Source organism: Buchnera aphidicola str. Bp (Baizongia pistaciae) (assembly GCF_000007725.1).
In the GTDB taxonomy this organism is placed as follows: Bacteria; Pseudomonadota; Gammaproteobacteria; order Enterobacterales; family Enterobacteriaceae; genus Buchnera_B; species Buchnera_B aphidicola_H.
This window is the reverse complement of record NC_004545.1, coordinates 281,066-295,521: the sequence shown is the minus strand read 5'-3', so window position 1 is coordinate 295,521 and position 14,456 is coordinate 281,066. Positions and strand designations below refer to the sequence as shown.

The following is a 14,456-nucleotide window of genomic DNA, read 5'->3' as shown; positions in this document are numbered from 1 at the left end:
ACAATGAATAATCGTTATTATCAACTAAATAAAAACCTTATACCATATAAATTAGGATGTTACATTCCATTTGTTGTACTTGGTGACCCTTCTATAGAAATTTCACTAGAAATAATATATTCACTAATTAAAAATGGAGCAGATGGGTTAGAATTAGGCATTCCATTTTCTGATCCATTGGCAGACGGACCAATAATACAACAAGCTAATTTAAGAGCTTTTAGTGCTAATATAACGCTAACGAAATGTTTTGAAATGTTATTCAAAATACGTACACATAACCCTAAAATTCCAATAGGAATCTTAATTTATGCTAATTTAATTTTTAAATTAGGTATTCAAAAATTTTATTCAATATGTTCAAAAATAGATATTGATTCAGTTTTAATAGCAGATGTACCCATAGAAGAATCGTTCGAATTTGAACAACATTCTATTAAAAATAATATAGATTCTATATTTGTTTGTCCTCCTGATGCTAGCAAAAATTTTTTAAAAAAATTATCCAAACATAGCACTGGATATATTTATTTACTATCACGTTCTGGTGTTACTGGAATTGATATGAAGATTACCCCACCATTGAAAAACTTTGTAAAAGAATTAAAAAAGTTAACGTCGATTCCAATTATACAAGGTTTTGGAATTTCTAATGAAAATCAAATTAAAAACATTATTCTATCTGGTGTATCTGGTGTAATATGTGGATCTGTTATCATACAAATAATAGCTAATAATTTAAATAATAAAAAAATCATGTTAAAAAAAATAAAAAAATTATCTAACCGTTTTAAGAAAGCAACAATAATTTAAATATAAATGTTATATTTTTTCGAATATATTTTAACTATATTAAAAAAAATTAAATAACATCATTTACAAGACATAAATGATATCACAATCATATGACTAACAAATTAATTTCTACTATATTTATCTAGGAGAAAAAATGCATATTACGGCTAATTCACTATTCCGTGATACTATTCATTTCTTAAGATCAAAGTGGCCTATAATAGTTACTTTTGTATTATTATCTTCTACTATAACTGTAGTTATAGATAGTATTATTACTCCTAACGCAAGATCTTTACTAGCATTTTATCAATTAGATATAAAAAAGTATCATTCTTTACTAGATTTTGTTAGGACGTTAACTATAGATCAACAAAAACTATTATTATATGCGTCAATTGCAAAATCATTTTCACTATTAATAGGAAGTACGTTTCTTTTAGGAAATTTAATAACATTTATTCAAATGACGTCTTACAAAAAAAATATTACTTTATCCATTTTTAACAACATTCCTTATAAAACTTTTTTTAAGTTACTACAATTAATCTTTACTACTACTATAATTACTCAATTAGGATTTTTATTGTATTTTATTCCTGGATTTACCACTATAATATTATTTTCTTTATCACCAATTATACTTCTTATTGAAGAAAAAACAATTTTAAATTCTATTTATGCTAGCATAAATATCACATTATCAAATTTTAAAATAATAGTTCCTGCCATAATTTTTTGGTTATGTTTTAAAATTTTTATAATATTAATAATTTCATACTTTAAATTTTTTTCTGACTTTCTAGCATACTTTATATTAAACTTATGTATTAATTTCATATCATCTATTTTAATAATTTATTTATTTCGTTGTTATATGATTTTACCTAAATTTTTAAAAAATTAGATATATTTTATGGATATAATTTTATGAAATTCCTATTAAATTCAATTCCTACAATTTCATTTTTTATTTTTTATAAATTTTATGACATTTTTATTGCATCTTTCTCTTTAATGATAGCATCATTATTTACATTTATAATTACAAGCATTCTTTTTAATTCAATCAATAAACACGATTTAATTAATTTAATTTTTGTTATAGTATTTGGATTTTTAACCTTATTTTATCATAATAGCAGTTATATAAAATGGAAAGTTACCATAATATATTTTCTAATTTCTATCGTTTTTTTAATAAATTATTTATTTATAAAAAATAATTTATTAAATATAATTTTTAAAAATACAATTCAATTATCTAAAAACGTTTGGCGGAAATTAAGTTTGTTTTGGTCTATATTTTTTTTAATTTGTGCTGTTTCTAACACATATATTATTTTATATTTTTCAGAACAAACGTGGGTTACATTTAAAATATTTGGGCTAACTATTTTAACATTAATAGCTGTAATAATTAATGGATTTTATATATATTTTTTAAAATCAAAAATAATACAATAAAATCATAATGTGATTATAAATTATATTATCTTTTAAATAGAGCAAAAACTATCTTATGAACATAAAAAATCAAAAACCAAAGGGTAAAATGGTATTAAGAACTTTAGCAATGCCAGCAGATACAAACGCAAACGGAGATATATTCGGGGGTTGGATAATGTCTCAAATGGATATTGGAGGAGCTATATTAGCTAAAGAAATAGCCAGGGGGCGAGTAGTGACAGTGAGTGTGAATGGTATGACATTTTTAAAGTCAGTATCAGTAGGTGATGTAGTTAGCTGTTATGCGCACTGCATTCGAACAGGAAACACATCTATTACTATAAAAATAGAAGTATGGATTAAAAAAGTATCATCAGAACCGTTAGGAAAATTTTATTGTACTACAGAAGCAATATTTGTTTATGTAGCCGTAGATGAATTTGGACAACCCAAAACATTGCTACCATTCAGTATTATTTAAAAAAATATATCGAATTTTTTTAATAATTAATAAAATATTGTATAAATATAATATTTATAAAAAAATTGTTAAAGTTTTATAATTTTAAAATATATTTTAAAATACCAAAGATAAAATATATTTTCATAACGTATACTTATTAAAATATATATCATTGTGAAAAACTTATTTTTTGTTTAAAAATTTTGCAATATTAATGGGAATTTCATTAAATGATAAATTATCTATTTACTATAACAACTTGGTTAATTATTATTAGTTATTGGTTTATAATTATTATTGTTACTTGTCGAATACTTTCTAAGCGTCGAGCAATTTCATCTTCTGCAGCATGGTTATTAGTAATTTATATTATTCCATTTATTGGTATATGTACTTGGTTCTTACTTGAAGAACCTTATTTAGGTACTCGAAAACTAAAATTAATAAAATCCGTATGGTCTAAAAAAAATAAACATTTTAATAATTTAAAATCACATAACTATATTTTTGAAAACAATAATAGTGAAGTGGCGAGATCATTATTTAAGTTATGTAAGTATCGACAAGGCATATCGGGAATAAAGTTTAATAAATTAAAACTATTAAAAAATACTAAAGATGTAATAAAAAATTTGGTACGAGATATCTATTTAGCCAAAAACACTATTGAAATAGTTTTTTATATTTGGAAACCTGGAGGATTAGCAGACAATGTAGCTATTGCTTTAATACAATCAGCAAAACGAGGAATAAAATGTAGACTTATGTTAGATTCTGCAGGAAGTTTAGAATTTTTTAGAAGCAAATGGGTTGATATGATGCAACAATCTGGTATTCAAATAGTGGAAGCACTCAAGATCAATTTATTGCATTTTTTTTTTAGGAGAATGGATCTTAGACAACATAGAAAATTTATACTTATTGACAATTATATAACATATATTGGAAGTATGAATTTAGTAGATCCATATTTATTTAAAAAATCTTTAGGAATCGGGCAATGGATAGACTTAATGACTCGAATAGAAGGGCCCATATCTACCACTATGGGAGCAATATATTCTTGTGATTGGGAAGTAGAAACTGGACAACAAATTTCACCCAAAAGAGTTAAAAATAATCTTATTATTCCTACGTATCCAATTAAAGAATGTACTTCTATAGTACAAGTTATTGCTTCAGGACCTGGATTTACTGAAGATATGATCCATCAAGCACTACTTACAGCAATTTATTCAGCACAACAAAAATTAACTATGACTACACCTTATCTGGTTCCTAGCGATGATCTATTACGCGCAATATGTACAGCAGCACAACGGGGAGTAGAAGTTATTTTAATCATACCTAAAAGTCATGATTCATTATTAGTAAAATGGGCTAGTAGAGTTTTTTTTAGCGAATTATTAGAATCTGGCGTGAAAATTTACCAATTTAAAAAAGGATTATTGCATAGTAAAAGTGTTTTAGTAGATAAACAACTTAGTTTAATCGGAACCGTAAATTTAGATATGAGAAGTTTATGGTTAAATTTTGAAATTACATTAGTTATAGACGACAAAAATTTTGGGAAATCACTCGCAATAATACATAATGAATATATATCTCATTCAAGTTTACTTGACCCTAAGTTATGGAAAATACGTTCTTATTGGAAAAAAATTATAGAAAAACTTTTTTATTTTTTAAGTCCATTATTATAATTGAAATCACAAAAAATATTTTTAATTTAAGTAAATTGTACAAATAATAATAATGATGTTAAAATTCTAACAAAACAATGTTATTAATACTTTCGTTACTTAGATATTTTAAAAATTTTAGAATACTACACATTTACTACCAAAATATATAACATTCTTTGTAAATACCCATATATTAAAATTATTAGGATATGAGAGTTTTATTTAAAAGTTTATAATACATGTAAATTAATAATTTTTTAACTTTTTTAATTTTTTATTTACACTAAATTCTTAAGTTTTTATAGAATATTTAAATAAATTACACTTAACAACTTAAAAAACATAAAAATTAACAAAAATTTACATATATTATTTAGTAAAACAGTTAACAATAAAATTTAAATACACATTTTTATTTCTGTTTTACTAAATATTTTTGCATCATATCTATCTTAAAAATCACTGTTATCAACTAAACAATGACACATTAAATCGTTTTTCATATTATTATAAAATTAATAAATAACATGAGGCTGTACAGAACCAAACATTAAATTAGGAATATATCTTTATCACTTTATTACAATATACTAAATATTTAAAAAAACAATATTTTTTTAATATTCAATTGGTAAAAAATGTCCCATTTTATGAGCTTTTGTATTCAAATATTTAGAATTTTTAGCATTTCTACCTACAATTAATGATATTCTTTCAGTAATTTGAATTCCTGCATTATTTAAAACTGTTACTTTTGAAGGGTTATTAGTTAATAATTTTATTTTTTTAATATTCAATGTATTAAATATATCTATGCAAACGGAAAAATCCCTTTCGTCAGCAGAAAAACCTAAATGATGATTCGCTTCAACAGTATCTAATCCGATATCTTGCAATGCGTATGCACGTATTTTATTAGATAAACCAATGTTACGTCCTTCTTGGCGATGATATATAAGAATTCCACTACCTTCTTTAACAATTTCCATCAACGCAGATTTTAATTGAAAACCACAATCACAGCGTATACTAAATAATGCATCACCTGTTAAACATTCAGAATGAATCCTAGACAACACTGAATTATTTGTGTCTTTTATATCTCCATATACCAATGCAATATGATTTTTATCTGTTTTACTTTCTTCAAAAACAATCATTAAAAATTCACCAAAAGAAGTAGGTAATTTCGCTTCAGAAATTTTTGTCAGTTTCATATTTTCTCCATAAACATTATTTTACCTTTAACGTTTATATTACAATTATTTTATTTAAAAAAAATTTTATATTTTTATAAAATTAATGTAATTATTTTACGTGCGTAGTTTTAACATATTAAAATAATTTTATTACTTCTAATGTTTATTATATACTAATATATAATATGTGATATTTATAAAATTTTTAAAATTCTTATATAAACAATTTTAATATACTGACAAAAAATCACTTTTAGAGGTTCTAAATGCACTTAAAATCTAATTTTAAAAATATTAATATCATTATTGCGTTAGATTTTTTTGATGAAAATAAAGCTATGAAATTTATTTATAATTTAAATCCTACTATTTATGCATTAAAAATAGGTAATATAATGTTTACTTTATTTGGAGTTCGTTTTATAAAAATATTACAAAAATTGGGATTTAAAATATTTCTTGATTTAAAATTTTATGACATCCCAAATACAATATTTGGGGCTATACAAGCAGTTGCTAATTTAAATATATGGATGGTTAGTATTCATATTTCTGGAGGAATACAAATGTTAAAATCAGCTAGATTAGCACTAAAACCGTTTAAAAATAAACCGTTGCTGATGGGAGTAACTATTTTGACTAGTTTAGATAAAACTGATATGTCTAAGTTAGGAATTCAGATATCATTATCAAAATACATATTGTCTTTAGCAAAAATAGCACATAAATGTAATTTAGATGGAATTATTTGCTCTGGAACAGAAATATCGAATATAAAAAAACATATTAATGTCAAAAACTTTAAAATATTAACTCCAGGAATTAGATTAAATGGATGTTCTTCTAATGACCAAAAAAATGTTACAACTCCAATGTTAGCAAAACAATATAATGTCGACTATATTATAATTGGAAGAATTGTCACATCTTCTCAAAATCCTTTAAAAACACTAGAATTAATCAGATCACAAATATAACATATAAAAAAATACATATTTACAATATAGTAAATATTACATATTTTTAAACACAAAACATTTAATTATAATTATTCAAAATATTTCTCAGCATGATAAGAAGATCGTATTAGTGGCCCACAAAAAACTTTTTTAAAACCAATGGATAACGCATAATTTTTAATTTTTTTAAATTCATCAGGAGTAATATATTTTTGTACGGGAAAATGTTTAGAGCTAGGTTGAAGATATTGTCCTATGGTTAAAATGGTTACACCATGATCTAATAAATCATTTATAACATGAACTATTTCTTTATATGTTTCCCCTAAACCTAAGATTAAACCAGATTTAGTTGGAACATTTGGATTCAATTTTTTAAAAAACTCTAATAATTTCAAGGATCTTATATAGCTAGCCCCTGGTCTTATTAATTTATATAACCTTGGGACATTTTCCAAATTATGATTAAACACATTAGGTGGATTCATACTAATAATTTTGCATGATTCACGCATCATTCCTCTAAAATCTGGTACTAATATTTCAATTTTAACATTATTTTTATTTCTAATTTCCTGTATACAATTAGAAAAATGTTGTGCTCCTCGATCTTTCAAATCGTCTCTTACCACAGAAGTAATAACTACATAATTAATTTTCATATCAAATATTACCCGTGCTAATTGCTGTGGTTCGTTTTTATTAACTAACGATGGTTTTCCATGACTTACAGCGCAAAATGGACAACGTCTCGTACAAATAGAACCTAAAATCATAAATGTAGCTGTTCCTCGATTAAAACATTCGGCTAAATTAGGACATAATGCCTGTTCGCAAACAGTATTTAAATTATGCTGTCTTAATATTAGAGTTAAATTTTTTATTTTATTGGTGCTAACAGGAAATTTAATTTTCATCCACTGAGGTTTTTTTAGTATTTCATTATTATAATTAGATAAAAATTTTATTGGAATAACTTTGTTGCGAAATATATCTTGTTCAGAATTAATAATTTTTGAATTTTTAGTACGCATAATTTATAAGACGCCTAGAGTGTTATATTATAAATATACTTTTGTAAGTCTATAATATATAGAATATATTATAGATCCATATGTTTTAAAAATTAATAATTTAAATGAAGTATTTTTTATTAAAGATAAATTCATGAAAATATTTCTCGAATCTTATGCATTAACATTAATTTAATTATCTTAAAACATAAATTTGGTTTAATATCAATCACTTGTGTCATTTTAAAACTATTACCGCAAGGATTAATATATTCAAAGGGTAATAAATCCATATTTATATTTAATGCCATACCATGAAAAGAACAACCATTTCGTATACGAAGACCTAAAGAACATATTTTTTTATTATTAACGTAAACGCCAGGAAAATTATTTAATATATATGAATCAATAGAGAAAGATTTTAAAGTAGAAATTATAATATTTTGCATTAATAAAATTAATCTTCTAACTGTCAATTTTCTGCGAAATAAATTAATAAGTACATATATAATTAGCTGTCCTGGAGCATGATATGTTATTTTTCCGCCTCTATTGCTAAATATAATTGGTATATTATTAGAGACTAATACATCATGTTTTGTTCCACTGACTCCTATAGTAAACACAGGATAATGTTGTACCAACCATATTTCATCAGGTGTCGAAATTTTTCTTGTTATAGTAAAATCGTTCATAGAAGAACATACATCTTGAATTCTTCGCAAACCTAAGTTACGTATTTTTATATTTTTTTTGTACATAATATTATCTCATTAATATTTGTAAATTTAATTGAAAATATAAAAATACGAAATAATAAATATTTTAATTTCAAACAAAATTACTTTTGATAAGGTATAATTAAAAAACCACATAATATAGCTAATTATTAAATTAAAGATATTTAAAAATAATTAGAACATGAAGCTTTTAAACCAGCTAAAATAAATTCTATACCTAAAGACATCAATAATAAACCCATAATTCGTGTCATAATATTAATTCCAGTGCGACCTAAAATATCAACTATAATCGGAGACACTTTAAATAATGTCCAACAAAAACATGAAAATAACATGATAGTTACCATACATCCAAAAATATTTTCTACACTTGAATAGTGCGTACTCCATACGATTGTAGAACTAATAGCTCCCGGACCTGCTATTAGAGGCATAGCCAAAGGAACAATAGAAATGTTTCTAGCAATATCTTTATCTAACTTTCCATTTTTTTGATTATTTATATTATTAATAAAATTTCCGTTAATCATAGATATTGCAATTATCATTACTAATATCCCACCAGAAATTCTAAAAGAATTTATTGAAATTCCGAATAAATTTAAAATAAAACTACCAAATATTAATGATATAGATAAAATAATAGCTACTGAAAAATTAGCTATTAAATTAGTTTTATTTCTTTCTACTATAGATTGATGATTCGTCATACTAGTGAAAATAGGAATCATACCAATGGGATTTACCAAAGCAAACAAACTGAAAAAGAAACTAATGTAAATTGAAAAATCAAACATTTCAACATTCATATATATTTCGCTCCAAAATTATGATTAAAAATAACATAAAACGAAAACGAGAAGAATAACATAAATATTAGAATCTAACTTATAAATATATACGATATAGTATAAAAATATATACTAAATTTTCATATAAAAGTTACTACATGTAATGGAATTAATTAGAAGTTTATACTTTAAAAATTTTTATGCTCTAATTTATATAGGAATACATAATTTTGATGTTTTATAAATATAAAAATTTCTAAAAATACAAGTTCATACAATCTAAATAGTTTTTAAACAGGTTTTCCTATCAAGTTTCTAGTTTGTGTACGTATATTTATTAATTTTACTTGTATTATATCAGACACACTATACATTTTTTTATCATTAATATAGACTATCCCTTGATCTTGATGACATAACAATTCATTTCGAATATTATGCAAAAATGACGATGGAATAAAAATGTTTGCACCGTTTTTTAATGATCGCACTCTGATTCCAGAACGAAATACATCAATTATTTCTGCGTTAAAACTATTTTTAGTATATTCTATCGAAGAAAAAAATTTTGAATATAACCAATCTTCTAAATCTCGTTCTGCCATTTTTAAGCGTTTTCTGCGATCGTTTATTTTTAACAAAATATCACAACTTGGTTTAATTACATGAGTATGTGTAATAATAGATTTTAATAGTCTATGATTAACCATATCACTATATTTTCTAATAGGTGAAGTCCATGTAGCATAAGCATCCAAACCTAATGCAAAATGTGGACCAGGAAAAAATTGAAGTTCTCCAAACGATTGATATTTTTTAATTCTATTATCTAAATATTTATACGAATGCTTATTTAAAATACGTCTAAGCTTACAAAACCCTTTTAATGTTCGTATTTCATCTTTACAAAAATTAAAACCATATTTAGATAACAATCTAACTACATTTTCAGAATTAGAAGCATCAAAACCAATATGCACATTATATATTCCAAATCCTAACTTTTCTGATAAAACTTTTGCTGCACATATATTAGCTGCAATCATAGCTTCTTCCACAATTTTATGCGCTGTTCGTCTCATTTCCATAAAAACATTTAAAACTTGAAAATTACTAGATAATTTAAAATTATATTCTGGGTGTTCTTTAAATAATACAGCATAATTTTTTCTCCAATTACGTCTTATATTATATATACTATTTAACATAAATAACTGATTTGCAATATTACTACATTCTGGAACCCATTTTCCTTTATGTTCTAACCAATCTGACACACACTCATACACTAATGTCGCTTTAGATTTAATCCATGCTAAAAAAAAATAACTATAATTGTGTAATATACAACCATCGCTATCTATCCTAATTTTACATGCAATCACTGGGCGAGATTTATTTACTTTTAATGAACATTTATTTTCAGACAACTCTGAAGGTAACATAGGAATAGTAAATCCGGGTAAATAATTAGTAAAACTTCTTTTTAATGCAAAATTATCTAACGAACTTCCAAAAGGGATGTATGAAGTAGGATCAGAAATAGCAACTATTAAATTAAAAGCTCCTAAAGATTGTTTTTCAACATATAATGCGTCATCAATGTCCTTAGTAGAAGAATTATCTATTGTAATAAAATCTAAATGTGTAAGATCTTCTCTTTTCAAAGAATTATCAAAAATTATTGAACTAGAATTTAATTTAAAACAATCAGATTCTAATTGATAACGTGATAAAGTTACTAACCAAGGAACTAAAACATCATCTTTTTTTATAATATATTTTACTAATTTAGCCAAAAATTTATAATGACCTTGAATTAATTTATGTTGCATTAATACAGCTACTGCCCAATCCCCCGTTTTTACACATTTCGGTAATATGCAAGAAACAGAACAAACAATTTTTTCTTTAAAAAATGGATGATCAGGTATAATCGATATTATAGATTTGTTTACTTGAATTGTTCCAATAAACCTGGTTAAAAATGGTTCAATTAACTTTTCAGGTTCTGCTATTTCTCGAGAATTATCTATCTTTAATAATGCAGTAATTCTATCACCATGCATTACTTTTTTCATATTTTTAAATGGGATAAAATAACTAGTTTTTGAATCTATTTCCAAAAATCCAAATCCTTTCTCTGTACTTTTTACTATTCCTTCAACTCTTGGTATATTAGAATTTAATTTTCTTTTTAATTTCGATAACAATGGATGATTCCGTAACATAATTATAAAACCTATTTTAAAATAAACACACGAAAAATATAAATCATTCTGTAAAACTAGATAAATATTTTTTACGTTACCAAAAATGAATATTACTAACTATAACATTATTCTGAATTACTCATAGCAGTAATGTTAAAACCCCCATCTACATAAATTATTTGTCCAGTAATACCCTTAGATAAATCAGAACATAAAAACGCAGCTGTATTTCCTACATCTTCAACAGTAGTTAAATTATTATTTAGCGAACGAGAAGTAGTATGATTTAAAATTTTCTTAAAATTTTTAATATGATATGATGACAATGTCTTAATAGGTGAAGAAGATATAGCGTTTACACGAATACCATTTAACCCCATGCAACTAGCCATATATCTCACATTAGATTCTAATGATGCTTTAGCAATTCCCATGACATTATAATTTGGTACCACTTTTTTAGAACCTATGTAACTCAATGTTAATAATGATGATCCTTTTTTTAATATTGATCGACATGCTTTAGCCATTCCAACAAAACTATAGGAACTAACATCTAAAACATTAGAAAAATCTAACCTAGTAATACTACTTACATAATCTCCAGAAAGCTGATTTTTTGGAGCAAACGCTATTGAATGAATAAATCCATCAAAAGTTATCCATTTCTTTGATATATTAAAAAATAATCTTTTAATACTATTATCATCTGATACATCACATGGAATAACAATTTTAACTCCTAACTCTTTAGCTAATTCATACACTTTATTCTTTAATCTATCAGTATGATAAGAAAATGCTAACGTAGCATTTTGTTTATGCAATGCTTTAGCAATTCCAAAAGCAATTGAATATTTGTTTGATATCCCTGTTACTAAAATTTTTTTTTCTTCTAAAAAGCCCATAAAAGATCCTATGAAATAATTCATATATAAATACGTAAACATACTTAATAAAATTGTCGTATTATAAGTAGCAAAATATATTCTTTGAAAGAAGTTATACCAGATGATATACGTACATTACTTTACTAAGATAATCCCAAGCTTTTTTTTCAGAATATTTATTATGAATATAATCTAAAAATTCCTTTATTTTCATTTTATTAATTTTTTTTATTGCTAATGTCTTATTATAAGAAAAACTCTTTAATAATTTACTAGCACCATGAGCATAAGATATAATTGTTGCATAAAGTAGTATTTCTGAGTTTTTAATACCTGATAAAATTTTATTTCGCAAAATATTTATATATGAAGTTCCTATATCAATATTAATTTTTGGATCATATAAATCAACATCAGATGGTTGATTTAATAAACCTCTAAAACGATATACTTCACGGCCTGCACTAAAAGGTTTAATTTGCATTAATCCAATAGCTTTAGAAATACTAACTGCATGCGTATTTCCAGAAGACTCTACGCAAATAATAGCTGTAATCAATTTCTTATCAACATTATACTTTTTCGAAAATAAATTTATAATTTTAAACCATAAATGCATAACTTTCATTGAACAAACATTATTTTTGTAATTATTTTTAATATTATGGACTATATTTTTAGTTACAACACTATATCCAGACAGGAATACTAAAAAAATAATTACATATGTGAATAATATTACTTTTTTCATATTTTAAATATATTTTATAAATAAAGAACTGATTTAATTAAATTATTATTTAAAAATATATTTTAAATATAATTATAATGTTTAAGGTCATTTTTAGAAACTTTGTAATAATTATTTAAGTTCTGAAGAATTATTAAAAATTTTAACTAATTTAGAGGATAAACCTAAATAGTTTTCTGGAGTTAATTGAAGTAATTTTTCCTTTTCATTCCTAGGAATTTTCAAACTATTGACATATTTTAAAATAATATCAGAAGTTACTCGTTTTCCTCTAGTTATGTTTTTTAATTCATTATAAGTATCATTAATTCCATATTTTCTCATTACGGTTTGAATAGGTTCTGCTAGTATTTCCCAATGATGATTTAAGTCTTGCAACAATCTAGAAGTGTTTACTTTTAATTTTTTTAATCCTAAAATAATTGAATCATAAGCAATTATAGAGTAAGCTATTACCGTACCAACATTCCTAAGAACTGTAGAATCACTTAAGTCTCTTTGCCAACGAGAAATTGGCAATTTTTCTATTAAATGACTAATTATCGCATTTGACAACCCTAAATTACCTTCAGAGTTTTCAAAATCAATTGGATTAATTTTATGTGGCATGACAGAAGATCCAATCTCGTCTAATTTGGGTGTTTGATTAAAATATTGTAATGAAATATATCCCCAAATATCTCTATTGAAATTAATTAAAATAGTATTAACTCGTGCTAAACAACTAAAAAATTCTGAAATAAAATCATGAGGTTCTATTTGAGTAGTATATGGGTTCCAAAACAATCCAAGTGAAGTCACAAATTCTTGACTAATTTTATGCCAATCCACACTAGAATGAGAAAAATGAAGTGCATTGTAATTTCCAGTTGAACCATTTATTTTTCCTAAAATTTCTATATTCTTAAACTGCTTTAACTGACGTTCTAATCTATAGGCAAAATTAATTAATTCTTTTCCAATAGTTGAAGGAGTGGCCGGTTGACCATGAGTCCGAGATAACATAGGTACATTATGATGTAATAATGCTATTTTTTTTATTTCAAATATAATTTTATTCCATAAAGGTAGAATTATATCTCGTCGAGACACTTTTAGCATTAGAGCATAAGCCAAATTGTTAATATCTTCTGAAGTACAACCAAAATGTACTAGTCCTAAAATATCATGATTGCCTAAACATTTAAAAATTTTTTTTTGCAAAAAATATTCTATTGATTTAACGTCATGATTAGTTTTTTTTTCTAAAATTTTTATTTCTAACGCATCTTTTTTACTAAAATTATCAATAATTCTATCTAAACAATTTAAAACATCTTTATTATAAACTATTTTAAATTCCTGTAATAAAGATATTTTTTTTAACCAAAGTAATTCAATTGTTACTCTAAACTTTAAAAAAGCATATTCGCTAAAAATATTACGCAATTTAATTACTTTACTACTATAGCGCCCATCTATTGGAGAAATGGCAAATAATGGAGATGCAATCATCAAAAACC

The 14,456-nt window shown here is 24.3% G+C and carries 14 protein-coding genes; 6 read left to right on the top strand and 8 right to left on the bottom strand.

All coding sequences use genetic code 11. From position 1 onward, the window contains the following. Window positions 1-3: 3 nt before the first annotated feature. From trpA to cls, 5 genes are all read left to right on the top strand, one after another. Window positions 4-813, top strand: a complete 810-nt coding sequence (gene trpA / locus BBP_RS01290) for a tryptophan synthase subunit alpha (RefSeq protein ID WP_011091385.1) — start codon at window positions 4-6, stop codon at window positions 811-813. A gap of 136 nt (window positions 814-949) precedes the next feature. Beyond that, entirely contained in the window at window positions 950-1,702 is a 753-nt protein-coding gene (locus tag BBP_RS01285; RefSeq protein WP_011091384.1) for a YciC family protein, read from the top strand. Between the two features lie 23 nt (window positions 1,703-1,725). Continuing rightward, a complete protein-coding gene (locus BBP_RS01280) occupies window positions 1,726-2,262 on the top strand; it encodes an inner membrane-spanning protein YciB (protein ID WP_011091383.1) in 537 nt (178 codons plus the stop codon). A gap of 55 nt (window positions 2,263-2,317) precedes the next feature. Next, window positions 2,318-2,725 (top strand): acyl-CoA thioester hydrolase YciA, encoded by a 408-nt coding sequence (gene yciA, locus BBP_RS01275; protein ID WP_011091382.1) that lies wholly within the window; start codon window positions 2,318-2,320, stop codon window positions 2,723-2,725. Window positions 2,726-2,940: 215 nt separating this feature from the next. Beyond that, on the top strand, window positions 2,941-4,410 hold the full coding sequence (gene cls, locus BBP_RS01270; protein ID WP_187145696.1) for a cardiolipin synthase: 1,470 nt from the start codon (window positions 2,941-2,943) through the stop codon (window positions 4,408-4,410). A gap of 599 nt (window positions 4,411-5,009) precedes the next feature. On the opposite strand, the gene ribA is transcribed toward cls, so the two are convergent. Beyond that, window positions 5,010-5,609: a GTP cyclohydrolase II gene (ribA, locus tag BBP_RS01265; protein ID WP_011091380.1), complete on the bottom strand. Its 600-nt coding sequence runs from the start codon at window positions 5,607-5,609 to the stop codon at window positions 5,010-5,012. Between the two features lie 248 nt (window positions 5,610-5,857). Between ribA and pyrF the strand changes: the two genes are divergently transcribed. Further along, window positions 5,858-6,568: an orotidine-5'-phosphate decarboxylase gene (pyrF, locus tag BBP_RS01260; protein WP_011091379.1), complete on the top strand. Its 711-nt coding sequence runs from the start codon at window positions 5,858-5,860 to the stop codon at window positions 6,566-6,568. 71 nt (window positions 6,569-6,639) lie between these two features. Here pyrF and lipA read toward each other — a convergent pair whose 3' ends face one another. The 7 genes from lipA to purB form a co-directional block, all read right to left on the bottom strand. Beyond that, window positions 6,640-7,584 carry a lipoyl synthase gene (gene lipA / locus BBP_RS01255; RefSeq protein WP_011091378.1) on the bottom strand — a complete coding sequence of 315 codons (945 nt, stop codon included), beginning with the start codon at window positions 7,582-7,584 and terminating at the stop codon, window positions 6,640-6,642. A 131-nt stretch (window positions 7,585-7,715) separates the two neighbouring features. Next, on the bottom strand, window positions 7,716-8,327 hold the full coding sequence (gene lipB, locus BBP_RS01250; RefSeq protein WP_011091377.1) for a lipoyl(octanoyl) transferase LipB: 612 nt from the start codon (window positions 8,325-8,327) through the stop codon (window positions 7,716-7,718). A gap of 143 nt (window positions 8,328-8,470) precedes the next feature. Next, window positions 8,471-9,118, bottom strand: coding sequence for a YchE family NAAT transporter (locus tag BBP_RS01245; protein ID WP_011091376.1), 648 nt, complete (start codon window positions 9,116-9,118; stop codon window positions 8,471-8,473). Window positions 9,119-9,390: 272 nt separating this feature from the next. Then, entirely contained in the window at window positions 9,391-11,331 is a 1,941-nt protein-coding gene (locus BBP_RS01240) for an exoribonuclease II (RefSeq protein WP_011091375.1), read from the bottom strand. Between the two features lie 107 nt (window positions 11,332-11,438). Further along, the gene (locus tag BBP_RS01235) at window positions 11,439-12,221 is read right to left on the bottom strand and encodes an enoyl-ACP reductase FabI (protein WP_044010523.1); all 783 of its coding nucleotides are present in this window, start codon (window positions 12,219-12,221) and stop codon (window positions 11,439-11,441) included. Window positions 12,222-12,315: 94 nt separating this feature from the next. Then, window positions 12,316-12,954, bottom strand: a complete 639-nt coding sequence (locus BBP_RS01230) for a transglycosylase SLT domain-containing protein (RefSeq protein ID WP_011091373.1) — start codon at window positions 12,952-12,954, stop codon at window positions 12,316-12,318. A 111-nt stretch (window positions 12,955-13,065) separates the two neighbouring features. Then, the gene (purB, locus tag BBP_RS01225; protein ID WP_011091372.1) at window positions 13,066-14,448 is read right to left on the bottom strand and encodes an adenylosuccinate lyase; all 1,383 of its coding nucleotides are present in this window, start codon (window positions 14,446-14,448) and stop codon (window positions 13,066-13,068) included. Between the last annotated feature and the right edge of the window lie 8 nt (window positions 14,449-14,456).